General features: G+C 59.4%; 25 protein-coding genes. 22 read left to right on the top strand and 3 right to left on the bottom strand.

From position 1 onward, the window contains the following. Nucleotides 1–42: 42 nt before the first annotated feature. The 12 genes from cpaB to GRI43_RS13030 are packed head-to-tail and all read left to right on the top strand — an operon-like array spanning nt 43 to nt 11,282. Nucleotides 43–957, top strand: a complete 915-nt coding sequence (cpaB, locus tag GRI43_RS13085; protein ID WP_160731522.1) for a Flp pilus assembly protein CpaB — start codon at nt 43–45, stop codon at nt 955–957. Nucleotide 958: 1 nt separating this feature from the next. Next, nucleotides 959–2,401, top strand: coding sequence for a type II and III secretion system protein family protein (locus tag GRI43_RS13080; RefSeq protein WP_160731521.1), 1,443 nt, complete (start codon nt 959–961; stop codon nt 2,399–2,401). Then, nucleotides 2,391–2,666 carry a hypothetical protein gene (locus tag GRI43_RS13075; protein ID WP_160731520.1) on the top strand — a complete coding sequence of 92 codons (276 nt, stop codon included), beginning with the start codon at nt 2,391–2,393 and terminating at the stop codon, nt 2,664–2,666. Before GRI43_RS13080 ends, GRI43_RS13075 begins: the two co-directional genes overlap by 11 nt. 11 nt (nt 2,667–2,677) lie before the next feature. Further along, the gene (locus tag GRI43_RS13070) at nt 2,678–4,300 is read left to right on the top strand and encodes a pilus assembly protein TadG-related protein (protein WP_160731519.1); all 1,623 of its coding nucleotides are present in this window, start codon (nt 2,678–2,680) and stop codon (nt 4,298–4,300) included. Next, on the top strand, nt 4,297–4,785 hold the full coding sequence (locus tag GRI43_RS13065; RefSeq protein WP_160731518.1) for a TadE/TadG family type IV pilus assembly protein: 489 nt from the start codon (nt 4,297–4,299) through the stop codon (nt 4,783–4,785). Before GRI43_RS13070 ends, GRI43_RS13065 begins: the two co-directional genes overlap by 4 nt. Further along, on the top strand, nt 4,782–5,396 hold the full coding sequence (locus tag GRI43_RS13060; RefSeq protein WP_160731517.1) for a TadE/TadG family type IV pilus assembly protein: 615 nt from the start codon (nt 4,782–4,784) through the stop codon (nt 5,394–5,396). The genes GRI43_RS13065 and GRI43_RS13060 overlap by 4 nt, the downstream gene beginning before the upstream one ends. 16 nt (nt 5,397–5,412) lie before the next feature. After that, nucleotides 5,413–6,585 carry a CpaE/TadZ family protein gene (locus tag GRI43_RS13055; RefSeq protein WP_160731516.1) on the top strand — a complete coding sequence of 391 codons (1,173 nt, stop codon included), beginning with the start codon at nt 5,413–5,415 and terminating at the stop codon, nt 6,583–6,585. A 1-nt stretch (nt 6,586) separates the two neighbouring features. Next, on the top strand, nt 6,587–7,972 hold the full coding sequence (locus GRI43_RS13050) for a TadA family conjugal transfer-associated ATPase (RefSeq protein ID WP_420850011.1): 1,386 nt from the start codon (nt 6,587–6,589) through the stop codon (nt 7,970–7,972). 3 nt (nt 7,973–7,975) lie between these two features. Next, nucleotides 7,976–8,977: a type II secretion system F family protein gene (locus GRI43_RS13045; protein WP_160731514.1), complete on the top strand. Its 1,002-nt coding sequence runs from the start codon at nt 7,976–7,978 to the stop codon at nt 8,975–8,977. Between the two features lies 1 nt (nt 8,978). After that, nucleotides 8,979–9,944 (top strand): type II secretion system F family protein, encoded by a 966-nt coding sequence (locus GRI43_RS13040; protein ID WP_160731513.1) that lies wholly within the window; start codon nt 8,979–8,981, stop codon nt 9,942–9,944. Between the two features lie 3 nt (nt 9,945–9,947). Continuing rightward, nucleotides 9,948–10,796, top strand: coding sequence for a tetratricopeptide repeat protein (locus GRI43_RS13035; RefSeq protein WP_160731512.1), 849 nt, complete (start codon nt 9,948–9,950; stop codon nt 10,794–10,796). Between the two features lie 12 nt (nt 10,797–10,808). After that, nucleotides 10,809–11,282 carry a prepilin peptidase gene (locus GRI43_RS13030; RefSeq protein ID WP_160731511.1) on the top strand — a complete coding sequence of 158 codons (474 nt, stop codon included), beginning with the start codon at nt 10,809–10,811 and terminating at the stop codon, nt 11,280–11,282. Between the two features lie 207 nt (nt 11,283–11,489). Here the strand turns inward: GRI43_RS13030 and GRI43_RS13025 are convergent, their stop codons facing one another. The 3 genes from GRI43_RS13025 to GRI43_RS13015 are packed head-to-tail and all read right to left on the bottom strand — an operon-like array spanning nt 11,490 to nt 13,696. Further along, on the bottom strand, nt 11,490–11,882 hold the full coding sequence (locus GRI43_RS13025) for a hypothetical protein (protein WP_160731510.1): 393 nt from the start codon (nt 11,880–11,882) through the stop codon (nt 11,490–11,492). Beyond that, nucleotides 11,869–12,492, bottom strand: coding sequence for a response regulator transcription factor (locus GRI43_RS13020; RefSeq protein WP_235903762.1), 624 nt, complete (start codon nt 12,490–12,492; stop codon nt 11,869–11,871). The genes GRI43_RS13025 and GRI43_RS13020 overlap by 14 nt, the downstream gene beginning before the upstream one ends. A 13-nt stretch (nt 12,493–12,505) precedes the next feature. Further along, nucleotides 12,506–13,696, bottom strand: coding sequence for a sensor histidine kinase (locus GRI43_RS13015; RefSeq protein WP_268893608.1), 1,191 nt, complete (start codon nt 13,694–13,696; stop codon nt 12,506–12,508). Between the two features lie 463 nt (nt 13,697–14,159). On the opposite strand from GRI43_RS13015, the gene GRI43_RS13010 reads away from it, so the two are divergent. From GRI43_RS13010 to GRI43_RS12965, 10 genes are read left to right on the top strand one after another with little or no spacing between them, the layout of a single operon-like run. Beyond that, nucleotides 14,160–14,852 (top strand): hypothetical protein, encoded by a 693-nt coding sequence (locus tag GRI43_RS13010; protein ID WP_160731507.1) that lies wholly within the window; start codon nt 14,160–14,162, stop codon nt 14,850–14,852. A gap of 46 nt (nt 14,853–14,898) precedes the next feature. Further along, nucleotides 14,899–15,477, top strand: coding sequence for a hypothetical protein (locus tag GRI43_RS13005; RefSeq protein WP_160731506.1), 579 nt, complete (start codon nt 14,899–14,901; stop codon nt 15,475–15,477). A 29-nt stretch (nt 15,478–15,506) separates the two neighbouring features. Then, nucleotides 15,507–16,073 carry a hypothetical protein gene (locus GRI43_RS13000; protein ID WP_160731505.1) on the top strand — a complete coding sequence of 189 codons (567 nt, stop codon included), beginning with the start codon at nt 15,507–15,509 and terminating at the stop codon, nt 16,071–16,073. 4 nt (nt 16,074–16,077) lie between these two features. Continuing rightward, nucleotides 16,078–16,683, top strand: a complete 606-nt coding sequence (locus tag GRI43_RS12995; protein ID WP_160731504.1) for a hypothetical protein — start codon at nt 16,078–16,080, stop codon at nt 16,681–16,683. Nucleotides 16,684–16,694: 11 nt separating this feature from the next. Further along, the gene (locus GRI43_RS12990) at nt 16,695–17,264 is read left to right on the top strand and encodes a hypothetical protein (protein ID WP_160731503.1); all 570 of its coding nucleotides are present in this window, start codon (nt 16,695–16,697) and stop codon (nt 17,262–17,264) included. Between the two features lie 5 nt (nt 17,265–17,269). Then, nucleotides 17,270–17,878: a hypothetical protein gene (locus GRI43_RS12985; protein ID WP_160731502.1), complete on the top strand. Its 609-nt coding sequence runs from the start codon at nt 17,270–17,272 to the stop codon at nt 17,876–17,878. Next, nucleotides 17,875–18,483 carry a spore coat protein U domain-containing protein gene (locus GRI43_RS12980; RefSeq protein WP_160731501.1) on the top strand — a complete coding sequence of 203 codons (609 nt, stop codon included), beginning with the start codon at nt 17,875–17,877 and terminating at the stop codon, nt 18,481–18,483. Before GRI43_RS12985 ends, GRI43_RS12980 begins: the two co-directional genes overlap by 4 nt. Nucleotides 18,484–18,506: 23 nt before the next feature. Next, nucleotides 18,507–19,259, top strand: coding sequence for a fimbria/pilus periplasmic chaperone (locus GRI43_RS12975; protein ID WP_160731500.1), 753 nt, complete (start codon nt 18,507–18,509; stop codon nt 19,257–19,259). Further along, complete coding sequence (locus tag GRI43_RS12970; protein WP_160731499.1) at nt 19,237–21,789, top strand: fimbrial biogenesis outer membrane usher protein; 2,553 nt, start codon at nt 19,237–19,239, stop codon at nt 21,787–21,789. Before GRI43_RS12975 ends, GRI43_RS12970 begins: the two co-directional genes overlap by 23 nt. A gap of 1 nt (nt 21,790) precedes the next feature. Further along, nucleotides 21,791–22,840, top strand: coding sequence for a hypothetical protein (locus GRI43_RS12965; protein WP_160731498.1), 1,050 nt, complete (start codon nt 21,791–21,793; stop codon nt 22,838–22,840). Nucleotides 22,841–22,850 lie beyond the last annotated feature (10 nt).

Here is a 22,850-nt window from a genome sequence, read left to right as displayed (position 1 = left end):
GGGGGGCTTTCAATTCGGTTTGCGTCTGGGGGGATCGGAAACATGCAGGGCAGGAACCTGATTATACTTGGTTTCGCCGTTTTGCTGGGATTGGTCGCGGTATTTCTCGCGAACACATATTTCAGCGGCGTCGAACAGAGAGAAGAACGGCAGGCTGAGGTAAACAAGCTCGCCCGCGTGGTAGTTGCAACGCAGGACATGGCGTTTGGCACCCCGCTCACCCAGACAAATCTGAGGCTGGTCAACTGGCCAGCAAATTCGGTCCCGCAAGGGGCCTTTTCTGATATTTCAGTCGCCATGCGCGGCGGCCGCGTGGCCCTTCGTCCGATCACGATCGGCGAACCGGTGCTCGCAACGAAAGTCAGCGGTGAAGACGGACGGGCAACGCTCGCCGCGCTGTTGCCGGATGACCAGCGCGCAGTTTCAATTCCGGTGAATGAAGTCGCAGGGGTTGCAGGCTTTGTCCGCGCCGGTGATGTCGTCGATGTCTTGCTGACACGGCAAATCCCGGGCGAAGGTGCCCAGCCAAGCGACAAGATGACCACGGTCGTTCTGGAAAACACACTCGTTCTGGCCGTCGATCAGGTCGCGAGCGAGAACGAAACCGATGCGACCGTGGCCAAGACAGCCACTTTGCAGACCGATATTTACGGCGCGCAGAAACTTGCGCTCGCCCAGCAGATCGGTTCGCTCAGCCTGACGCTGCGCAACATCGAAAACCAGATGACCGGGGCAACGCAAGTCGTTCTGGCCAATGACCTTGGCGGTGCCGGTTACTATATCGGCCCCAAGACGCGCCAAGCCGCGCCGGCCGCTGCATCATACCGCCCGGCTGCGCCGCGTGCCGCATCGGGCAGCAGCGCACCCGCACCAACCCGCCCGCGCGGCCCGACCATGACGGTCGTCCGCGGCGTTGAAGATACCGAATACTCGGTCAACCGTTCGAGGGGGTGGTAAGATGACACACCGCGCAATCGCAATCGCAGCAAGTGCAATCGCCATGGCGCTGAGCCCTGCAGTCCAGGCGCAAGCCGTCAAAAGTGCAGAGGTCTACAGCCAAGGTGGATCGATCGAGATTCCGATCAACAAGAGCCAGGTTGTCACTGCTGACCGGCCAATCGCAAGGGCGATGATCGGCAATGACGAGATCGCTGACATCTTCCCGATTTCCGACCGGTCGGTTTACGTTCTGGGCAAGGAACTCGGCACGACCAGCCTTACCCTTTACGGTTCCGGCAATCAGGTTCTGGCAGTGATGGACATTTCCGTCGGGCCCGACGTGCTCGCCCTGCGCGAACAGATCGGCGCGCTGATGCCGGACGAGAACATCGACGCGCGTATTTCGAACCAGTCGATCGTGCTGAGCGGGATGGCCAAGAGCGCCGGAAGCGCAGACCGCGTGGTCCAGCTGGCCCGCGCATATGCCGGAGATGACGTGGTCAATCTGATGACACTTGGCAGCAGCCAGCAGGTCATGCTGGAAGTCCGCTTTGCCGAGGTTTCGCGAAACATTGGCGAACAACTGGGCGTTGGCGGATTCACTTCGTCCAATGGCGGCGCATTCAGCAGCGCAACTGGAACCGGATCGGGCTTCGTCCCAAATCCCGATACCGGTTTCGGCCAACTTGAACGCAGCGCAGTAACCGGCAGTTTCGGCGTATTCCGCCGCATCTTCAGCGATGTCGCTGGTCTGCGGATCGATGCCGTTCTGGACACACTTGAACAGCGCGGCCTGTCGAAAACACTCGCCGAACCGACTCTGGTATCACTTTCCGGTCAGCGGGCATCCTTCCTCGCGGGCGGCGAATTCCCGATCCCCGTGGTCCAGAATGGCGGCGGTGGCGGATCACCCGGCGGGGCGTCTTCCATCAGTGTCGAGTTTAAATCGTTCGGCGTCAGTCTCGGCTTCACGCCGACAGTGCTTGGCGACAGCACGATCAACCTGCTGGTCGAGCCGGAAGTCAGCGCGATCGACCCGACCGCGTCGATCACGCTCAACGGCATCCAGATCCCCGGCCTGCAAACCCGGCGCGCCAGCACCGTCATTGAGCTGCGCGACGGCGAAAGTTTCGCCATTGCCGGACTGATCCAGGAAGACTTCAAGACAACGGTCGAACAGATCCCGCTGCTCGGGTCAATTCCGATCATCGGCACGCTGTTCCGTTCCACCAGCTTCCAGAAAGGTGAAACCGAATTGCTGATCGTGGTCACGCCGCGGCTGGTCCAGCCGATCAGGCCGGACCAGGTCAGGCTGCCGACCGACCGGGTGAAGGACCCCAACGCATTGGAAACCATCCTTACCGGGGAAGCTTACCGGCCCGTCGAACTGCCACCGGCAGAACCACGCGCCGACCAAGCCGAAAACACAGGCGAAAGCGAGGGAGATGATTATGATTACTGACAAGCGATTGCTCGCTCTCCCGCTCCTCACCATTTTGCTCAGCGGATGCCAGACGGGATCGGCGATCGGGGCTTTCGACGATCCGGGTTTTGGTGAGGCAAACCGCCAGACCATGGCCGCGCAGGTCGTCAATCCTGATCCGGTTTATACTGACGCCAATCCGCCAACCAGCGCCGACAATGCAGTGGACGCGATCGACCGTTTGCGCAGCGACCGGGTGAAGAAGCCCGAACGCATCGACACACGCGAAACAGGCCCGGGTTGAACGGCTGAAAGATGATCCGACCCCGCCATCCCCATACCCATGCGAAATCGCTGCGCGCCTTCTGGGCCGATGAACGCGGCGCAGTGGCAGCAAGCTATGCGCTGGCTCTGCCGGTGCTGGTGGCAGCGGCCGCATTCGGGATGGATTACGCACGCATGGTCGGGATGGATTCCGAATTGCAAAATGGCGCCGATCAGGCTGCCCTTGCGGCAGCAAGCCAGCTCAACAAGAACACCGGCGCGTGCGCACGTGCGGCCAATGCCGCAGTCAGTCTGGTTGCCAACCAGTCCCTCCTCGGCAGCGGAGACAATGCAGTAACCATCCCGCTTGAGGAAGATTGCGACGCGGTCGGCCAAATCCGTTTCTATCAGGACAAGGCGAAGACAACCGCCGCCACAGCAGACGGAAATGCCCGCTTCGTTGAGGTCCAGGTCAACGCCAAGACGGTCGATTACGCGCTGTTCCCGGTCATCGGGCTGGTCACTTCGGGCAATATGGACGCTGCCGCCTATGCCGGTCTGGGATCGGCAATCTGCAAGGTTCCGCCGGTCATGATGTGCAATCCGAACGAAACGTCCGATCCGGAATTCATTACACCCAATTATACAGGCCGGGGTATCCGCCTGGTCGCCAATGTGAACGGCAAAAACGGCAACAATGAAACCGCCGACGAGAGCCCCGGCAGCTACGGCCCCGGCGTGTTCGGTTATCTGGAAACCGACGCGGGAAGCGGGGCCAACGCCACCGCCCAGTCGCTGGGACGGTTACAGCCGCCGGGCGAATGTGTCTCCGTCGAAGGCGCCGATGTGAAACCCGGCCAGCAGGTCAGCGTGCTCGACGCACTAAACACCCGGTTCGGCGTGTTCGACAACGGCCTGAACAATGCTTGCGGTACCGACAACGCGCTGTGCCCGCCATCTGACAACGCCCGGATCGACCTGCTGAAAAAGGCCGGAAACGGCGGAAGCTGCCGCATTCATTCCAGCGGTTTCCAGGTCGGCGACAATCCCTATCGTCCCACATCAGGCGTCAACAATATCGACCCCACCGGCCTCGATCCGATGGGCTATCCGCGCGACAAATGCCACGCTGTCAGTGTCGACGGGATTTGTTCGGGCAATGGCAATGCGCGGGTCGGTAACGGCGACTGGGACCGGGCGGCCTATTACGCCACCAACGGTTACGGATCGGTCCCCACAACCTGGTCCAGCTACGGCTATCCGGAACTGAAGAACCGCACCGCGCCGACGCGTTATCAGCAATACCGCTACGAATACGACAACAAGGCGTCCATGCTGGCGTCGAAAAATGTCGGCAGCCTGCAACAGCAAGGCACGCCGCTGTGCACGCCGCCAGCCGGCATCGCGCCAGCCAGCACGCCAGACCGCCGGGTGCTGAGCGTGGCCGTAATCAATTGCACCGCGGAAGGTCTCAGTTCCAGCACCACCGATGCTGAAATCAAGAAGTTCGTCGACGTGTTCCTGGTTGAGCCGACCGCACGGCGCACGCATGATGGTACGCAATATACCCGCAACAGCGACGTTTACATCGAAGTAATCGGCGAAACGACGCTGGGCGGCGGTGCCACGCAAGGACAGAAGATCCGCAAGGATGTTCCGTATCTTATCGAATGACCCGTCTCCGCCGCCTTGATTTCCGAAGCGACGAACGCGGCGCGGCTGCGGCAGAAATGGCGCTGGTTCTGCCCCTGCTGCTGGCAATCATGTTCGGCGGGTTTGAAGCCGGCCATTTCTTTTACACTGAACAAAAGATCATCAAAGCAGTGCGCGACGGCGCGCGATATGCCGGTCGCCTGCCATTCGATGATTATACTTGCACCGGTACAACAAGGTCGGCCGATATCCAGGAAATCACCCGAACGGGGAAACTGACTGGCGGCACCGCCTTGATTGATGGCTGGGAGAATGCCGACATCACAGTCACCGTGACGTGCGATGCAGGCGCGACCGACGGCATATTCAAGGATCTCGCGGGCGGCGCACGAATAGTCACCGTCGCAGCGACAGCGGAGTATCCATCGCTGTTCGAAACGCTCGGCTTTATCGATTCCGATTCCACCGTAAACGCCAGCGCCCAATCGGTGGTGATGGGCATATGAACGCGTTTCGCGCCTTCATCCGTGACGAGCGCGGCGGACCTGCGGCTGAGTTCGCCCTGGTCCTGCCGATCTTCATTATTTTCTTCATCGGGATCATCGATGTCGGTCTGTATGCCTGGACTATAAACCGGGCGGAGAAAGCAACCCAGATCGGCGCGCGATGGGCCGTGGCAACCGACATGGTTCCTTCGGGACTGGCGAATTACAAATTCGCAACCGATGGCGGCATCCCGCAAGGCACGACCGTTCCGCAAAGCGCATTCCCCGGTATCACCTGCACCGGTGACGGTACCAGTGCGACATGCACCTGCCCTGCTTCGTGCAGCTATCCCACAACCGGCAACGGGGCCGCTTTCGCAGCGATTGTCGGCCGCATGAACGACATTATGAACACGATCGAGGCGGACAACGTCCAGCTTGATTACGAATGGTCCGGCCTCGGCTTTTCGGGCGATCCGAACGGGCCTGACGTCGCGCCCATTGTCACCGTGACCGTCCAGGACCTCACCTTCACCCCGCTCACCTTCCAGCTGTTTGGCGGTGAAGTGGATCTGCCGACCCTGTCCTATTCGCTCACCAGCGAAGACGGCGAAGGCGATTTTTCGAATTGAGAACACCATGGGCCAGATGAACGACATCATAGACCTGACAGCTGACAAGGAGTTCAAATTGACAGCACGCGTTGCGATCTGTGCTGAAGCCGAGCACCTGGGCCCACTGACCGGTCTTTCCAAGAGCCTGGAACTGATCGAGCTTTCAATTGACGAGACACCGCCCGAAACGGCGATCAGCAATGCTCAAGTTTTTATCATGCAGGTCGATCCCGAGAACCCCGGATCGGTCAGCCGGATCGAACAACTGAAAAACGACAACCCGTCGCTGCACCTTATCGCCGCGCTGCCCGATGTGGATCTGCGCATCACGCGCAAGATGATCCGGCTGGGGATCGAGGATTTGGTCCGGATTCCCTTCAACCAGGACGAGGTGATGACCTGCGTTCTGGATGTCGAGACCCGGATCGATGACGACGAAGCCAGGATCAAACTGGCCCCGGTCGTCGCGGTTATGAAAAGCGTCGGCGGCTGCGGTGCGTCGACCATCGCCACCCATTTGGCCGGCGGTCTTGCATCCAGCGCCGATCACCCCTGCTCGGTTTGCGTGGTCGACCTCGACCTGCAATTGGGCAGCGTCGCGCCGATGCTGGGCGGCCAACCCCGTCTAAGCTTGTTGGACCTGATAGAAGCGGACGCCAGGATCGATACCGACCTGCTGCAATCCGTGGTCACAAAGACCGATAGCAATGTCGATGTGATCGCTGCGCCCAGCGATATCATCCCGGTGGAATCGATCGACGGGGCAAAGCTGGACCGGATCATTCGTCTGCTGCGCCAGAATTACGATCTTGTCGTGCTCGACCTGCCGCTGGACCTGACAAATTGGGCGCTCGCCACGGTGATGGACGCGGATGTGACAATCATCGTCGCTCAGCTCGGCCTGGCCAGCCTGAACCAGACGAAACGCCGTCAGCGGCTCCTGACATCCATGGGTTACGACAAAGGCGCAATCGAGATCGTGCTCAACCGGACCAGCCGCAAACTGTTCGGTACGATCGACACCGGCGATGCCGAACGTGCGCTGGGTCAGGACCTTGAACTGACCATCAGCAAGGACGACGACGCATTGGCTGATGCCCAGTCGCAAGGGCTGCTGGTTTGGGACCTGAACAAGCGAGGCAGGCTGGCGAAGGAGTTTCAGGGTCTGGCCGATCACATAGCCGAAAAGGTGTTCCGCGATGAATAAGATCTGGAATCTCAACCTCGGCAATAGCGGCCAACAGGATGCCGAAGCGGGCAAGGATGAAACCGCCCATGCAGAGGCAAAGGCGCTGGCCGATTTGCATACGGAAGAAAAGTCCGATCAACTGCTTGCACTCAAGGTCGCGATCCATGGCGCGTTGCTCCAGAAACTGAACCTCTCGGTTTTAGACAAGCTGCCGGAAGAGCAGATAATTTCAGAGATTTCGGCAATCGTGCCGGAACTGCTGCTGGAATTCGACAAGCCGCTCAACCGCGAAGAACGCGCCAACCTCGTACGCGAGGTGCTCGACGAATTGCTGGGCCTCGGACCGATCGAACCGCTGCTCAAGGACGAAACGATCACGGACATTCTGGTGAACGGCGCGCAGACGGTTTTCGTCGAACGCAATGGTGTTCTCGAGGCAGTCGACACGCGCTTCCAGGATGAGAAGCACCTGCTTCGCATTATCCAGAAGATCGTGAGCGCTGTCGGGCGGCGTATCGACGAATCCTCCCCCTTCGTCGATGCGCGCCTTGCCGACGGGTCGCGCGTCAATGCGATCATCAAGCCGCTGGCGCTCGACGGGTCGCTGCTCTCTATTCGTAAATTCGCAAAGATCCCGATCAGTATCCAGAAGATGATCGATATCGGCAGTGTCCCGGAACAGATGGCGAGTGTGCTGGAAGCGGTCGTGGCATCGCGCCGCAATGTCCTGATTTCCGGCGGAACCGGTTCGGGCAAGACGACGATGCTGAACGCGATGTCATCCTATATCGATGAACGCGAACGCATCGTGACGATCGAAGACAGCGCCGAATTGCAATTGCAGCAGGCGCATGTCGCGCGGCTAGAAACCAGGCCGCCCAATATCGAGGGCAAAGGCGAAGTAACCCAGCGTGACCTGGTGAAAAACGCCCTGCGTATGCGCCCCGACCGGATCATCGTGGGCGAAGTCCGAGCGGGCGAAGCCTTCGACATGTTGCAGGCGATGAATACCGGCCATGACGGGTCGATGACCACGGTCCACGCCAACACCGCGCGCGATGCCTTGTCCAGGGTTGAACAGATGATCGGCATGAGCGGCATCGACATTACCCCCAGGTCAGCCCGCAACCAGATCGCCTCGGCCATTCACGTAGTGCTGCAGGTGGGCAGGCTGTCCGATGGCCGGCGCAAGGTGATGAGCGTGTCAGAACTCACCGGCATGGAAGGTGAGACGATCACCATGCAGGAAATATTCCGCTTCAAGCAGGAAGGTGTCGATGATGACAGGATGGTCGTCGGCCATTTCGAGGCCACCGGCGTCAGGCCCAAATTCCTGGCTGCTGCGGAAGCTTACGGCATCGAACTGCCATCGGAACTGTTCCGCCCGGACCTGAAGATCGGATAGGCGATGAACGAGATTTTCATTCGCGTCTTTATTCTGCTGGTCCTGTTTGCCGCGGTGTTCCTGCTGAGCCAGCTGGCGATCCGCAATTTCGTGTCGAAACGGTCGAAAAGAGCGGCCGTGAACTACCGCCTCAAGATGATCCGCGAAGGCGCCTCTCGCGAGGCGATCATGGGCGAGCTGCGCAAGAATCAGCCACGTTCTTTCGACGGCCTGCCGCCGCTGCTCGCGGGTATGTCGCGCAGCTTTCAACGAACGGTTTTCGCATCGGGCATCACCCTCACTCCGCTGCAGTTTTTCCTCACCATAGCGACTGCGTTCGCCGTCATCTTCACCATCGCTGTCGTGGCGGCCTATGTTTCCGGCTTCACAATTACGTTCGGGGTGATCCAGTTGCTGCTGGTGTTTGCGGCCGCCCTTGCAATCGGGGTTCCGCTGCTGATCCTGAAGTTTCGCGCCGATCGCCAGCGCAAGGCAATCGAAAGACAGTTTCCGGTTGCGCTCGATATATTCGTTCGAGCGCTGCGATCTGGTCATCCCATCGCCTCCGCCATCGAATTGCTGACAAATGAGATGGAAGACCCGATCGGTTCTGAATTTGGGCTGGTGAACGACGAGGTGACGTTTGGTGCCGATCTGACATCGGCACTCGCCGCCATGGCCGACCGCTGGGACCTGGAAGACATGCGGATGTTTGTCGTCTCCCTCTCTGTACAGTCGGAAACAGGGGGCAATCTGGCGGAAATCCTTGAAAACCTGTCGGACGTGATCCGGGCCCGGGCGCAGATGTACATGAAAGTTCGCGCGCTGAGTTCAGAAGGCCGGATGACCGGATGGATGCTTTCCGTCCTGCCCGTCTTTGCATTCGTCTCGGTATTTCTAGGCAGTCCCGGCTTCTATCTCGAGGTCGCCGACGACACGATCTTCATCGTCGGGGCAATCGGCCTGCTTACCCTGTACTTCATCGGGGTCTTTACGATCCGCAAGATGGTTGACCTGAAAGTTTGACATGATTGACCTGATCGCCAGCAGTGCAGCCTTGCGGATGACCATATTATTCGGCGTGTTCCTGATCGTGGTCAGCGCCGCATTCTATGCGATCAACACCGGCGCACGGCGTGCAAATCTGGTGAAAGGCATCCGGTCGATCGAGGGGTCTGGGGACGGTGTCAGCACCGCCTTGTCCGGTGGGCAGCAGGACGGCGCATGGACGAAGCTGGCGGACCGGATCGAGAAATCGGGCCTCAGCCTCAAGGATTCGAATATGGACGAGCTTCAGATGAAGCTTCGCGCTGCAGGCTACACATCCAAGGCCGCCCCCAGAATCTACACTCTGGTCCGGCTCGTTCTCGTGTTCGTGCTGCCTGCTTGGTACCTGCTGATCACATCGTTTTCAGCCGAGCCCGCCTCGGGCCCGATGATTTACCTGATTTGTGCAATTCTGGCCCTGCTGGGCCTGTACATTCCCAACCTGTTTATACGTGCGAAAGCCGACCGGCGGCGGTCTGAAATCATCAACGGGTTCCCCGATTGCCTGGACCTGCTGCTGGTCTGTGTGGAGGCCGGACTGGGCCTCGAGGCGGCGCTGGGCCGGGTCGGCAGGGAAATGATTGGCAGCAGGCCGCTCATCGCTGAATTGCTGGTCGAGACAACCTATCGCTTGCGCGCAGGCGCATCACGCGAAGACGCCCTGCATCACCTGAGCGACAACTCGGGTGTCGACGAAATCCGTTCCTTCGCCACCTTACTGATCCAGTCGGACAAGCTTGGCACCAGCATCTCGCAAACGCTGCGTGTCTATGCCGGCGAAATGCGCGAAGCGCGGCGGCTTCGCGCTGAGGAAAAGGCACACCGCCTGCCAGTGCTGATATCGATACCGCTGGTGGCGTGCATGTTGCCGACAATGATCGGGGTCTTGGCCTTGCCAGCGGTCGTCCGATACGTCCGCGAAGTTTCACCGGCCATGGGGGGATAAGCCATGAAGACCAGTTCGTTCAAATTGATCGCCTGTATAGCAATCGCAAGCAGCCTGTCGGGGTGCCAGTCCTTCCTCAGTTCGCTGAATTTCGGTGAGCGGGGCCAGGCACAGGCGCGGCAGTCGGGTATTTTCGGCGAAATAGAACTGGCTGAAGGGCGCAAAGCGCTGAGCGCAGGCAATGTTACGACTGCGATCGACCAGTTCCGTCTGGCTGCGATCAACGATGCGACCAGAGGCGACGCGCTGAACGGTCTAGGCGTGGCCTATGCCAAGCTGGGCCGCGGCGATCTGGCAGAAAGATATTTCATGCAGGCGCTCGAGTGGCAGCCGTCAAACCCGCGCTATCTGGCCAATCTCGAGAAATTCTACACCTCGTCGCCGGGCAAGTCGTTGCTGGAGCGCAGGGCGAGCAAAGAAGCAGCCGTCAAAGTTGCCAAGGCGGCGCAGCTCCCTGTCCGGGCGCTACCCAATAGGCGTGCGAGAGAGGTTTTCATTCGCACGGGTACAGCCGGGAAATCTCAGGCGCTTGCCGCATCCTCTGCCCCGCACTTGGTGAGAAGCAACCGGAACGAGATTTTCATCGCCAGCCAATCTGACACGGCCGCAAATCGCGCGCCTCAGGCAATGAAGATCGCCAGCCGCAATTCCGCACCAAAAAGCGATAGCGAGGGGCCAGCCGGACTACCCAAGATCGCGGTAAAGTCTGAAAAGGCTGACCAGCAATACCCCATCAGGGTGAACATACCGGACGGCGAGGTGATCGAGCAGCCGGAGGAAGCGCCGACCAAACCAGTGCCGGCGCGTAAGACCATCTATCCGGTTCGCATCAACATGACCAAACTGAAATAGGGTTCGCATAGTATGCCCGAGCCCACAGTTATCGCTGGCCTGTCCGTACTGGCATCCATCACCGTGATCGGGTGTTATCTGGACATCAAATATCGGCGCCTGCCGAACTGGTTGTGCTTGGCCGCGGCTGCGGGCGGACTGGCATATGTGCTGCTTTCAGCCGACTTGAACGCCGCAATGCTGGCGGCAGCCCACGGTGCCGCCGCGCTGGTTGTAGGTATGGTCATTTTCAAGTTCGGAATGTTCGGCGGCGGCGACGCGAAATTCTATGGCGGTCTGGCCTGCTGGATTCCCATAACCAAAGGGTTTTTCCTGCTGGCGCTGGCATCCGCGTGCACGCTTGTGTTTGTCCTGGTCTGGTTTGTCGCCTCTGCGGGAAAGCACAAAACAGACGCGGGCGGCGGCGGTAAGAAGGCCATGCTGCCTTTTGGTGTACCTATTTCGATCGCCAGCTGGATAACGGTTTACCTGCTATCCGCAGGATGACGCAAAGCGCATTTCGATTGCGCTTTTGAATAAAGGAAAGGGAGGGGAAAATGCCGATGAGCGGAAATACAATTCACGCCGGTTTGCGTAGAATCCCCACCTTGAATTCACTGGTGCCGCGCGGGCATTCTATAAAAAACAATAATCAGAAAAGGTAGTCGAATGCGCTGGTCCCGCATCACATTAGAACCAAGTGAGGGTGTCTATTCAGACGCCAAATTCGCGTGGTGCAGATATCAGATCAACCTGCCTTTGGTCAGTGACGGCAGAATTGCCTATCACGAGTTGCGCGCTCACCCTGACCTGTCGATTGTTGAACGCTTCCAGCCGGACCATGGCCATTCCCGCGGCAATTTTGCTCTGGTGGAAAACAGGCACACGATTGTCTGGGCGGAAGGATCCGCCCCGCCCCCGCCGCGAACCCGCATGAGTTTTACCAAAATCCGGCGCGGCGCAGCGGTCGTGCTTCGCCCGGGCTTTGGACCGGCGCAATTGTTCGATGTTCAGGCCGTGGAACTGGTGCAACCTTCGAGCCGGCCAATCATTCTGCAGCAGCCGGTCAGGGAAATCATCTAGACGACACCATTCAGGCAGCAGCATCGTCCTGATGGTCCATCATGCCGGCGACAAAGGCAATGTGAAGCATCTCTGACAAATTCTGCACTTCAAGCTTCTTCATCGCATTCGCCCGGTGCACCTCGATCGTCCGCGGGCTGATTCCCAAATCATAGGCGATCGTCTTGTTGGGGTGCCCCTTTACCAGACCTTCCAGAACCTGGTGTTCCCGCTTGGTCAGGTGTTCCAGCTTTTCCTCTGCATCGCGGCGTTCCTTCGACGATGCCTGAGGGTGCGTCATAAGCTCTGACGCGGCGCCGAGTGCCGCCATCAGGTCGGACTTCGAAAACGGCTTCTCCAGGAAATCTACCGCACCTTCCTTCATCGCCCGAACGGCACTGGAAACCTCGCCGTGACCGGTCATCAGGACCACCGGAAAGTCACATTCATGTTCATGCAGATATTTCTGGAGCGCCAGACCGCTCATGCCTGGCAGCCTGAGGTCGACCAGCAGGCATCCCGACTTCATGTTCCTGAAACCTTCCAATAATTGTTCAGCGCTGTGATAGCGGTGAACATTGTAGCCTTCCGCACGCAGCATGAATGCTACGGACTCCAGGATTTCTGCGTCGTCATCGACAATGTGAATGTGCATCAGATCCATCGGATCATGCCCCCTGTGAAGCTGAATTGTCAGCTATTGGTAGTGTGAAGTGGAATTTGGCGCCGCCGAGATCGGTTGAGGAACTGACCCAAATCGCCCCGCCGCACGCCTCGACAATTTGCCTGCAGATCGCGAGCCCCACGCCCATGCCGCCGCCCTTGGTCGTCACGAAATTATCGAACAACGTATCGCTGATTTCGGGATCGATACCGGCCCCGCTGTCTTCCACGATAAATTCGAGCATGCCCTGATCGCTTGGCGCGACTTCTATCCTCAGGCGCTGTCCGGCTTTTTCATCGGCGTGCATGGATTCGAATGCGTTGCGGATCAGGTTGAACAGCACTTGCTGTCCTTGCAGCGGATCGACGGCAACAGACGGAAGTCCAGCAGGAATTCGGCGCTCCAGCGTCACGTTGCGGCGGAACCCGTTGATCATTGCCAGCGTCAGCGAATTGTCGATCAAGTCCTCGACCTCAACCGCTTCCTTGTGGGTTTCGCCGCCGCGAACGAAATCCCTCAAGCGGTGTATCAGCTGCCCAGCGCGCAGCGCCTGCTTGCTGCAGGTATCCAGATTCTTGATCAGATTATCACGGTCAGGGAAATCGACCCCGTTTTTCAGGATGTCGCGGCAACCCTCGGTATAATTGGCAATGGTGGTGAGCGGCTGGTTGAGTTCGTGCGCAATGGCGGTTGCAAACGCGCCCATTGCCGCCACCCTTGAGGCGTGAGCCAATTCGGCGAGCATATCCTGTGCCTGCTTGCGGTCTTCTTCCCGCTGGTCCAGTCCGCGCACAAATCCCACGAAGTAGCGGGTGCCGTTGGAATGGGTTTCGCCGATCGAAATCTCGACCGGGAAAATGTGCCCTTCCTTGTCCCTCGCTTTTTCCACCCGCAAATTGCCGATGATCCGTTTCTCGCCGGTTTCGCGGTAGCGTTTAAGATAGCCGTCATGCCGCTCGGCATGGGGCGGTGCCATAAGGATGTTGACGTTCTGGCCGACAGCCTCGTCTTCGGCATACCCGAACAGGGCCTGCGCAGCCTTGCCAAAAGCAAGGATGGTGCCTTGTTCGTCCATGACAACCAAAGCGGACGGGGAAGTCTCCAGGACCACCCGCAACTGCTCACTTTGTGTCAGAAAGGACAAACGTCCTGTGTTCGAAACGCGCTGATGCAAGCTTCGCCCCCTTTGAAGCATCAAACTCGCGACCGTCTGTTTTCCTTATGACTTTTCTTAACCAAGTCATGGATGTTCCGTGACGCCCTCTGCCCGGAACACGACCAACTAAGTAGCATCGAACAAGCGAATCACAAAACTGCGGGAAATTACGTAGTTCACTCCGAGTCGCATAAGACCTTCATGGTTAATGCAAATCGCTGCTCGCTGAATCCATTGCCGCCATACTCCGCAACAGCTGACACGCTGCATCTTTTCGTATTTTATTACAGCGGTTTACACGTGGTTAATGGGCTCGACCATCCCTCCAACTACGTCGCCATACGTATACGGAGGTTCCCCAATTATGACTCTGTCGCAGTAGCCTTAAGCCTTTGTTTACCAAGTTAACAGGCGATGTCTTAAGGATTGCAAGCGTCGGCGAAAGTGAACTTCGCCAGCGAATCGCAAACCACCGGACACCGCCACGGAAGTGGGGCGGGATGTGCTGAAAGCACTAGGCAAATGGTGGGGCAAGGCCGGGCGATATGCTCTCGGTGCGGCCATTTGTGCGTTGGCGATAAGCCCCGCTCAGGCCCAGGATATCTCTGCGACTGTATACGCACCCGGCGACATTCCGCCCGGCAGCGGCGCAGGAACCAGCATCACTCTGACACCTATTTACGTACGCGCTTCTGTGGGCGGCCGGTGCGGCTTTGCCGACGGTCAATCGCCCAATGGCGCTGTCAGCCAGCCGGATTTCGACGTGACCGGTTTCGACGCCACTTTCAATTTCGTACTTGATTGCAGCGGGCCAGCCCGGGTCGGTGTCGTTTCGGCAAACGGCGGACTGTTCCAGAATGCCGCCCTGACACCGGGCTACACGAGCCTGGCGCCTTACGATGTTGGCCTCAGCCTTGCCGGTGATGCTGGCGCGGTGGCGACAGCCAGCTGCGAGGCGGCGGCGCTGGTAGCGGGTTCGACAGCCTGCAGCACAGCCTACGGCGGCGCAGGCGGCCCACAAGTGAACTTTACCGGACCGGCGGATGAAACCACCGGACTGCTTTTGAACGCCCCGTCGACCGAAGGCACGGTCTCGACAATCCGCGTTCTGGCCGGACCTTACAACGCGCCAGATGTGCTGGTCAGCGGCAATTATCAAGATGTCCTCGTCGTCACTTTGAGCGGGGCCATATGATCCAGTTTCGAACCTATCAATTGATTGAAATGCAAGGAGAATGAATATGAAATACACAGTAGGAGCATTCGCAATCGCTGCAGCTCTGGCAGCAGCTTCAAGCCCGGCTTCAGCGCAAAGCGTCAGCGGCACTGTAACCATCAACGGAACCGTCGGTGAAAAATGCATCGTCACCGACGCCGGTGATGATCCAAACCCCGATTTTGGCGGCATCGTCGATCTCGGCGCGCTGGATGATACAGACGGCACGCTGCGCACTATCGCGGACATCAACGCGTCGAGCGATCTCAACAACCTCGGCTTCCGTGTCGTCTGCACAACCGCAACCCCGACTGTTGCCGTCAGCGCCGCACCGATGGTCAACGCCGCGACTGCACCAGCTGGCTACGCCAATACCGTGCACTTTACCGCAGATGCCAATTTCAGCGTCGTCGGCGGCACTGACACCTATCAGGTCATCACCGACGCGACCGCAACCAATGGCGGCACGCTCAGCAACCGCCTGGCAACAGGTCCGGACAATGTTCAGGTCGACCTCAGCGGTTTCCACACACCTGCCGTCACGGACGTGCTGGTTGCCGGCAACTATACCGGTTCGGTTTCGATCACGATCTCGCCGAACTGATCGACTGATACCCTTCAGGAGTATTTATCATGAGACACATTCTGGTTTTACCGGCAGCAGCGATCGGCTTTGCGCTTTGCGCGCAAGGGGCCGCTGCCCAGACCGCACCTGCCGAAGGTGAGGTGACGATCCTTGGCCAGGTGGCTGATCGTTGTCTCTTCACCCTGCCATCGAAGATCATCGATCTGGGCGAGCTGTCGCTGCCCGGGACCGATGGCAGCGCCGGTCGGCTCGACCCGGCAAAGGTGAACGGTGCAACCGAAACCCTGGAGGGCTGGTGTAACGGAACCGCTGCGACCATGACGGTCGAAGCGCTGCCGATCTCCAACATCACCTTCACCGCTGCGCCGCCAGCCGGCTTCGATTCGACGGTCAATTACACGGCCACTGCAACCGCCAATTCGGTGGATGGCAGCGATGGATCGGCCAGCCCCGGTGCGGGCACACCCGTATCGGTCGGCATGTTTGCCGGCACGATTCCGGTCGTCCTGAGTGCGGCGAGCACGCCGGGTGGCGGGATCATGGTCGCCGGTGACTATCAGGGGCTGGTCAAAGTGACTCTGGCACCCAACGTCACCACAGGCGGAACACAGTAGTGCCATGACGATCCGGACGCCCCATAGATCAACCAGCCGAACAGCATTTCTCCTTGCTGCGCTGTCGGCATGCGTCCTGCCCCACTCTGCCTTTGCGCAGACTGCTGGGGACAGCGACGAAGGCGAAGTTCAGATAATCGGATCGGTCGCACCGATCTGCAGTCTGGGCGAACCTTCCGACGCAGTGGTTGATCTGGGCGTCCTGATCGATCTTTCCGGCCCACGGGTCGGGCGAACCGCCTCGATCACGCCGCGCCAGGTCACGATGCCGGGCAGTTTCTGCAATTATGCCAATACGATGATTTCGATCACCGCGAGCGCCATGACCGAACAGACGGGTGCGCCGCTCAACACCGGATTTTCCCGCGCGGTGAATTACCGTGTCAGCGTCAGCCCATGGTCGGCCACCGAGGCTGACCTGCTAACCAGCGCGGCGAGCGATGGCAGCGGCCTGCCTGGCAATGCCAACAGTTCCAGCCAGCCGCTGCCCAAAATTTCGGACCTGACGATGGAGCTGGCCGATTTTGCCGCGCCGTCCGACGCCTTGCTCGTTGCGGGCGAATATTCCGGTCTGATCACGGTCACGCTTGGCCCGGCAAACGATTTCTGAAGGAGGCAGATATGAAAAAGACAGTTTTAGCAGCCTTGCTCACTGGCATCGCAATGGCCCCTGCACAGCTTGCTGCACAGGAAGCCCCGCCTTCGACCACTGACAGCGAGAATTTTCAGGTGATCGGCACCGTTCCTCCGCTCTGCTCTGTCGGCATTCCCGACAACACCGGCGGGATCTTCGACATGGGCGTGCTGGTGGACACCACCACCGGCCTGCTGCGGACAGACCTTGCCGCGCCCGACAAGATTTTGGCAGGAGCTTTCTGCTCCTCGCGCAGCACCATCGCGGTTGACGCGACACCGATGCAGGCGCTGAATTTCGTCGGCACACCGGCTGCTGGCTTTGCCAGCGCAGTCGACTACGTCGCGACAGCCAGCGGGTGGACCGTTGCCCCGGCCAGCTTCGATACCGCAGCCACCAGCAACCCTGGTGCATCGCAGGACCGCGCGAGCGCGTTCACTGGCAACATTTCTGTCGGGGTATCCGATTTCGCGACCGCTGGCGGCGCTACTCTGCGCCCGGTGGCCGATGACGAATATCTTGGTGAAATCACCGTCACGCTTTCGGCATCGGAGTAAACGCGATGTCTGTCCGCAGCCTTTCGACACTGATCCTCTCCGCCGCGATGCTCACGGCCCCTGCCGCAGTGGCAGCGCAAGAGGTCCCGGTGGAAGATACTGCGGAGTTCCAGGTTGCGGGCAACACGCCGGTGATCTGCACATTGGCGCTGGGCACAGGATCGGAAGACGGGCTGTATAATTTCAGCACCGCCGACCGGAATGTCTACCGCGTTGACCAGATGCTCGATGCAGCCACGCTGTCGACGCGGGCGGCATCGTTCCAGATCACCATGGACGGGGTGTGCAACAGTGCGCACCGGATCAGGGTCGAAAGCCTGAATAACGGACTGTGGCAATTGTCCGAGCTTCCGCCGGAGCGGCCACAGGGTTTTGCAACCGCCGTTCCTTACGACCTGACAGCGCGGTGGACCGATCAGGTCCTGCGTCTTTCGGCAGATGCGGCTGTTCGCGGCACCACCGAACGCAGCGTACCGATCGCAAGCGCGGCCAGCGGCGAATTGACCCTGCGTTTTGAAATCGCCGCGGGCGCCACCAATCTGGCGGCCAATGCCCCGATGATCGCAGGTGCTTATTCGGATACGCTCACCATAGTTCTGGAGCCGCAGCAATGATCTGGACCGGTCCCTCCATTCGCCTTTGCGCAATTGGCGCAGCCCTGTCGGCAATCGCTGCCGCTGGACCTGCCCTCGCGCAGGATTTCTCCGGATCGGGTTTCGATGCCACCGGCCGCCAGCAGATCGAAGTGGTCGCGGTGGCACAGCCGGTGTGCAATGTTTCGCCCGGAAATGCCTCCGCACTCAGCAATGCGACCTTCACCAGCGAAGGCGCGAGCGGCGGGACTGTTTCGATCACCAACCTTTCCAACCCGCAGACCGCACTGGCCCAACCGGTCAACGTGCAGGTCGAAGTGCCGGTTATCTGCAACAGCGCGCACGAGATAACCGTGCGTTCCGCCAATGGCGGATTGCAGCGCGCCGGCGGCACCCGCGACGCAGTCGGCGGATTTGTCCAGTTTCTCCCCTATCAGGTGCGCTTCGACTGGGCCGGACAGGTTCTTTCCGGGCAATCGGACGACGGCGCCGAACTGGCCATGTCCATCCCCAATGCAGGCGAAGGTGCGCTGCTGGTGGATGTTGCGCTTGACGGCTCCGACGCTCCGCTTGTGGCCGGTGCATACGAAGATACGCTGCAAATCGAGATAACCGCAGCCAACTGAATTTAACGGGACGGGAACAACGAATGGGAATTTTCAAGAAAGCACTGGCAGTTGCCGCAGCCTTCGTAATGGCTGTGTTCCCTGTGCTTCAGGCATCTTCCATGACGGTACAACCCGTGGTGGTGAACCTGACCTCCTTTGGCAGCGGGATGTCCCGCGTGGTCACGGTTGAAAACACATTCGCCACCAGATTGCCGGTTGAATTGCGGGTCGAAGAACTGGTTTTCGAAGATGGTCAGCTGGTCAACACCAAGACGGATCCGGGCGACATCCTGGTTTTCCCGCCTCAGGCTATGATCGAGCCGGGTGAAACGCAGAGCTTCCGGATTCAGTATATCGGCGATCCCGAACTGGCGCACAGCAAGCACTATTACGTGACGGTCGCCCAGCTTCCGGTGCAGCTTGCCGAAGGGCAGTCCGCGATCCAGATCCTGTACAATTTCCAGGTCCTTGTCAGCGTCGCCCCAGCGCAGGCAAAACCCGCACTTGAAATTGTCGGCAGCGAAATTGCGACCAATCAGGATGGCAAACCGGTACCCGCAATAACCCTGGCCAATACATCAAACGCACATGGTTACCTTTCCAATGGACGGCTGCGCATCTCGCAGAAAGACGCCAACGGCAAGGAAATCTACAAGCGATCGATATCCGGTCCGGAAATGCTGCAAATCGTCGGTTTCGGTCTGGTCGGTGCGAATACCAATCGAACCATTCAGATACCGGTGGAATTACCGTCGAGCGAGGGGAGTCTTGATGCGAAATTCACGCCTGAATAAGCCAAGCCGCCGCCGTACGGCCGCATCGCTACTGGCCATCGCTGCTGCGACCTGCCTCACCTTCACACCGGTGCAGGCGACCGAGCAAGTCGAAGATTTCGCTGGCGGTTCGCAGCCAACCGAAATTGTCCTGCCCGCGCCGCAGACGTCGATGGGCGATGGGCTGGAACTGAACCCGACAGACCGCCCGATCCGGCTGACAATTTCTGCCAATGATGGCCCCGTCCTGCTGGGCGAAGTGCCGGTCACTGTGATGCCGGATGACCGGCTGCGGATCAGCACCCGGCGCATTCTGGACCTGCTGGCGGAATCGGTTGATGCCGACAGGCTGCAGGCCATTTCCGGTGCCCTGCTCGCGCGGCGGGAAATCTCGCTTGATGAATTCGAGCGTTCCGGCATCGGCCTGCGCTTCGACCCGCGCAGCCTGACGTTGCAGTTCCTGATCCCCAGCGAACTTCGCGCCAGCCGCAACCTGCAGGTCAGCGCGCTGGACCGAGGACGGGTGGGCGATTTCCTCCAGCCCGAAAATTTCAGCGCCTACCTCAACATTCGCGGCGCACTCGATTATGTCAGCGACGGCCCTTCGACCGGCTTTCAGGAACCGACGTTCTTCCTCGACGGGGCTAGCCGCATCGGTGACGTCGTTATCGAAGGCGAAGCGTTCTGGCAGCCCGGCGCGAACGGTGCGGCAGACTTCCAGCGGCAAGGCACGCGGGTCGTCTATGATGATCTGGACAATCTGTTCCGCCTGACAGCGGGTGATTTGCAGCCGGTGGCACGCGCATTCCAGGTGACGCCCAATATTGCGGGCCTTTCACTCGCGCGTTCTTACAGCGAACTACGCCCGCAGCAGATCATCCGGCCGCGCGGCAACCGTTCGTTCCTGCTCGAACGGGCTGCAACCGTTGAAGTGTATGTGAACGGATCGCTCGCCCGCCGGGTGCGGCTGAACCCGGGCAATTACAACCTCAATGATTTCCCCTACACTCAGGGCGCGAATGACATTCGCATCAATATCATCGATGATAGCGGGCGGCAGGAAACGCTGCGCTTCAATATCTTCCTCGACCAGACGCAGCTTGCCAAAGGCTTGACCGAATTCGGTGTTTACGCCGGTGTTCAGGCGCCGCTTGGCCCGACCGGCCCCGATTATTCGAACGATCTGGTCTTTACCGGTTTCGTTCGTCACGGCATTTCCGACCAGCTGACGCTTGGCGGCAACCTGCAACTGGATGAAAATTCCGCCATGGGCGGGGTCGAGGCGGTGTTCGGCACAGCCATCGGCACCTTCTCCAGCAACCTCGCCGCGTCGCATGTCGACAATGTGGGCGAAGGCTGGGCCGGGACGGTTTCCTTCCAGCGCCTGTTCCAGCGCCCACAGGGTTATGCGGATTCGCTCAATCTGTTTGTCGAAACGCGAAGCAAGAAATTCGCCCCGATCTCGTTCTTCCTGCCGGTAAATCCGTACGAGGTTGAATTGGGCGGTGGCTATTCGCACGCGATCAACGAACGCGCCTATGTCGGCGTGGACGGGCGGTTTTCCAAAGGACGCAACGGCTTTGCCGACCAGCACAGCTACCGCCTGTCCAGCGGATACCGCGTAAACGACCGCATCAGCTTCACTGCAGAGGCACGATACGAAAAGAACCTGTTCCGCGACGAGGTCAGCGGCATGGTTTCGCTCAACATCCGCCTCGGCGGGTTCTCCAGCGCCCGCGTCCAGTTCGATAGCCGCGACAACCGTGCGCGTGCCTCGTTCCAGACGCTGACAGGCCAGGGTGTCGGATCGTTCAATCTCAGCGCCGATATCGAACGCAGCGATTTCGGCAGCGGCTTCAACTTCAATGGCAATTACTATTCGAATGTCGGCGAATTCGGTCTTTCGCACTTTGGCGACTTTGCCGGTGATTTCGGCCAGTCGCGGTCACAGCGCTCGACGCTGCGCATGGCATCCTCGATCGCATTTGCCGGAGACAGCCTCGCCATTGGCAGGCCGATCTACGACAGTTTCGCGATCGTAAAACCGCACGAGAAACTGAAGGGCGAAAAGATCCTGATCGACCCGAGCGTTGCAGGTTATGTCGCCGACACCGCCACATTCGGTGCTGGCGTGCACCCCAGTCTCAATTCCTATTCGGAGCGGACAGTGGCAGTTGAAGCACCCGAATCCTCGGCAGGGACAGACCTCGACACGGGGACCTTCCGTGTCCTTCCGCAATATCGCAGCGGCTACAAGATGATCGTCGGGTCGGAATATTCGATGACTGCAATCGGCACGCTTCTAAACCCTGACGGCGAGCCTGTTTCGCTTGCAATCGGCAAGATCACGGAAGTCGATAAAGACAATCCGATGAGTTATGAGATATTCACGAACCGCGAAGGCCGCTTTGGCATTCCCGGCCTGGCACCGGGCAAATGGCGTCTGGAAATGCTGGACGATGATCGCAGCTCGGCAGAGATCACGATCCCTGACAACCCGGAAGTCAACATCGTCAGGCTCGGGCCCATTCGTACAAGTGGAAGGCAGTAAGATGTTCGGATCAATCACTCGAAAAGTCGCGCTGTCCGCCTTGCCCGCTCTGGCTTGGCTCGCAGCGCCCACACCCGCAGCGGCTCAGTCGGTCACTTGCGGCATCACCGGCAGTGCCACCGCACAGGCTGCAATCTATGATCCGTTCAGCCCGGTCGGACTGCCGACGACGCGCATCACACTGACCATGCAGCGGATCAATCCCGGCGGCGGCGCGAAAACGTCGCATGTCGGCTTTTACCTGACCGGACAGGGATCAGAGACGGACAATTCCACCATCGTGCCGGTTTCAGCTGCCGGTTCAGTCAATATTTACGGCACCAACCAGAACATCTTCTACAATTTCGGTTCGCCGGGTCCTCTGATCGATCTGTCGACCAATACGCCGCCGGGATATACGATTGTCGAGTTTACCGGCAACAATACGGCATCTGACTTCGTGACCGTCGATTTCGACGTTACACTGCCGGCAAATCTGGACATCGAAGCTTCGCAAACGCTCGATTTCGATGTGAATTTTGGCTGCAAGGGAACCGGCGGCGGACCGCCATTCGAAGACGCCGGCACAATCCCCAACGCTGTCAGCTTCCCGATCAAGGTGCTGAGCGGTTTGCAGGCCAGCTATTCCGGCCACGTGCTTGATTTTGGCGAGATTGGCGACAAAACCGATACCGATATCGCCGCCGACCAGCTGAACTACACCAAGTCAGGCTGGGTCAACGTGCGCAGTTCCGGCCCCTATACCGTCGATATGGTGTCGCAGAACGGATACCGGATGACCTTCCCCGGCGGCAATCTGGGCGATCCGTCGCAAAGGCTGAATTATTCGGCAACTTTCGCTGGTCAAACCGTCGATAACGCCAGCCCGGCTTTCACCACGGTGGTATGCCAGCGTGCGGGCTTGGCAGTCAGGCAATTGCCGCTATCGGCTGAACTGGCTGAGGGCGGGAGCACAAAGGCGCCGAGCCCGGATTATCAGGATATAATCAGCATCACGCTGGCCCCGCTTGCAGGCGGCACGCCGGGCGGATTGAACTGCCCCGCCCTTTAGGCAAATTCGG

Source organism: Pontixanthobacter luteolus, assembly GCF_009828095.1.
Classification (GTDB): Bacteria; Pseudomonadota; Alphaproteobacteria; order Sphingomonadales; family Sphingomonadaceae; genus Pontixanthobacter; species Pontixanthobacter luteolus.
Note: the sequence above shows the minus strand (reverse complement) of the source record. Positions and strands in the feature narration are given on the sequence as shown.

Excerpts from the sequence above, each read along its gene's own strand:
- GRI43_RS12965 (WP_160731498.1), top strand. The coding sequence starts at position 21,791 with ATGTTCGGATCAATCACTCGAAAAGTCGCGCTGTCCGCCTTGCCCGCT.
- GRI43_RS13060 (WP_160731517.1), top strand. The coding sequence starts at position 4,782 with ATGAACGCGTTTCGCGCCTTCATCCGTGACGAGCGCGGCGGACCTGCG.
- GRI43_RS13030 (WP_160731511.1), top strand. The coding sequence starts at position 10,809 with ATGCCCGAGCCCACAGTTATCGCTGGCCTGTCCGTACTGGCATCCATC.
- GRI43_RS12990 (WP_160731503.1), top strand. The coding sequence starts at position 16,695 with ATGAAAAAGACAGTTTTAGCAGCCTTGCTCACTGGCATCGCAATGGCC.
- GRI43_RS13035 (WP_160731512.1), top strand. The coding sequence starts at position 9,948 with ATGAAGACCAGTTCGTTCAAATTGATCGCCTGTATAGCAATCGCAAGC.
- GRI43_RS13065 (WP_160731518.1), top strand. The coding sequence starts at position 4,297 with ATGACCCGTCTCCGCCGCCTTGATTTCCGAAGCGACGAACGCGGCGCG.
- GRI43_RS13000 (WP_160731505.1), top strand. The coding sequence starts at position 15,507 with ATGAGACACATTCTGGTTTTACCGGCAGCAGCGATCGGCTTTGCGCTT.
- GRI43_RS13075 (WP_160731520.1), top strand. The coding sequence starts at position 2,391 with ATGATTACTGACAAGCGATTGCTCGCTCTCCCGCTCCTCACCATTTTG.
- GRI43_RS12970 (WP_160731499.1), top strand. The coding sequence starts at position 19,237 with ATGCGAAATTCACGCCTGAATAAGCCAAGCCGCCGCCGTACGGCCGCA.
- GRI43_RS12975 (WP_160731500.1), top strand. The coding sequence starts at position 18,507 with ATGGGAATTTTCAAGAAAGCACTGGCAGTTGCCGCAGCCTTCGTAATG.
- GRI43_RS13015 (WP_268893608.1), bottom strand. The coding sequence starts at position 13,696 with ATGCTTCAAAGGGGGCGAAGCTTGCATCAGCGCGTTTCGAACACAGGA.
- GRI43_RS12980 (WP_160731501.1), top strand. The coding sequence starts at position 17,875 with ATGATCTGGACCGGTCCCTCCATTCGCCTTTGCGCAATTGGCGCAGCC.
- GRI43_RS13045 (WP_160731514.1), top strand. The coding sequence starts at position 7,976 with ATGAACGAGATTTTCATTCGCGTCTTTATTCTGCTGGTCCTGTTTGCC.
- GRI43_RS13025 (WP_160731510.1), bottom strand. The coding sequence starts at position 11,882 with ATGCTGCTGCCTGAATGGTGTCGTCTAGATGATTTCCCTGACCGGCTG.
- GRI43_RS12995 (WP_160731504.1), top strand. The coding sequence starts at position 16,078 with ATGACGATCCGGACGCCCCATAGATCAACCAGCCGAACAGCATTTCTC.
- GRI43_RS13055 (WP_160731516.1), top strand. The coding sequence starts at position 5,413 with ATGAACGACATCATAGACCTGACAGCTGACAAGGAGTTCAAATTGACA.
- GRI43_RS12985 (WP_160731502.1), top strand. The coding sequence starts at position 17,270 with ATGTCTGTCCGCAGCCTTTCGACACTGATCCTCTCCGCCGCGATGCTC.
- GRI43_RS13020 (WP_235903762.1), bottom strand. The coding sequence starts at position 12,492 with ATGCACATTCACATTGTCGATGACGACGCAGAAATCCTGGAGTCCGTA.
- cpaB (WP_160731522.1), top strand. The coding sequence starts at position 43 with ATGCAGGGCAGGAACCTGATTATACTTGGTTTCGCCGTTTTGCTGGGA.
- GRI43_RS13005 (WP_160731506.1), top strand. The coding sequence starts at position 14,899 with ATGAAATACACAGTAGGAGCATTCGCAATCGCTGCAGCTCTGGCAGCA.
- GRI43_RS13080 (WP_160731521.1), top strand. The coding sequence starts at position 959 with ATGACACACCGCGCAATCGCAATCGCAGCAAGTGCAATCGCCATGGCG.
- GRI43_RS13070 (WP_160731519.1), top strand. The coding sequence starts at position 2,678 with ATGATCCGACCCCGCCATCCCCATACCCATGCGAAATCGCTGCGCGCC.
- GRI43_RS13040 (WP_160731513.1), top strand. The coding sequence starts at position 8,979 with ATGATTGACCTGATCGCCAGCAGTGCAGCCTTGCGGATGACCATATTA.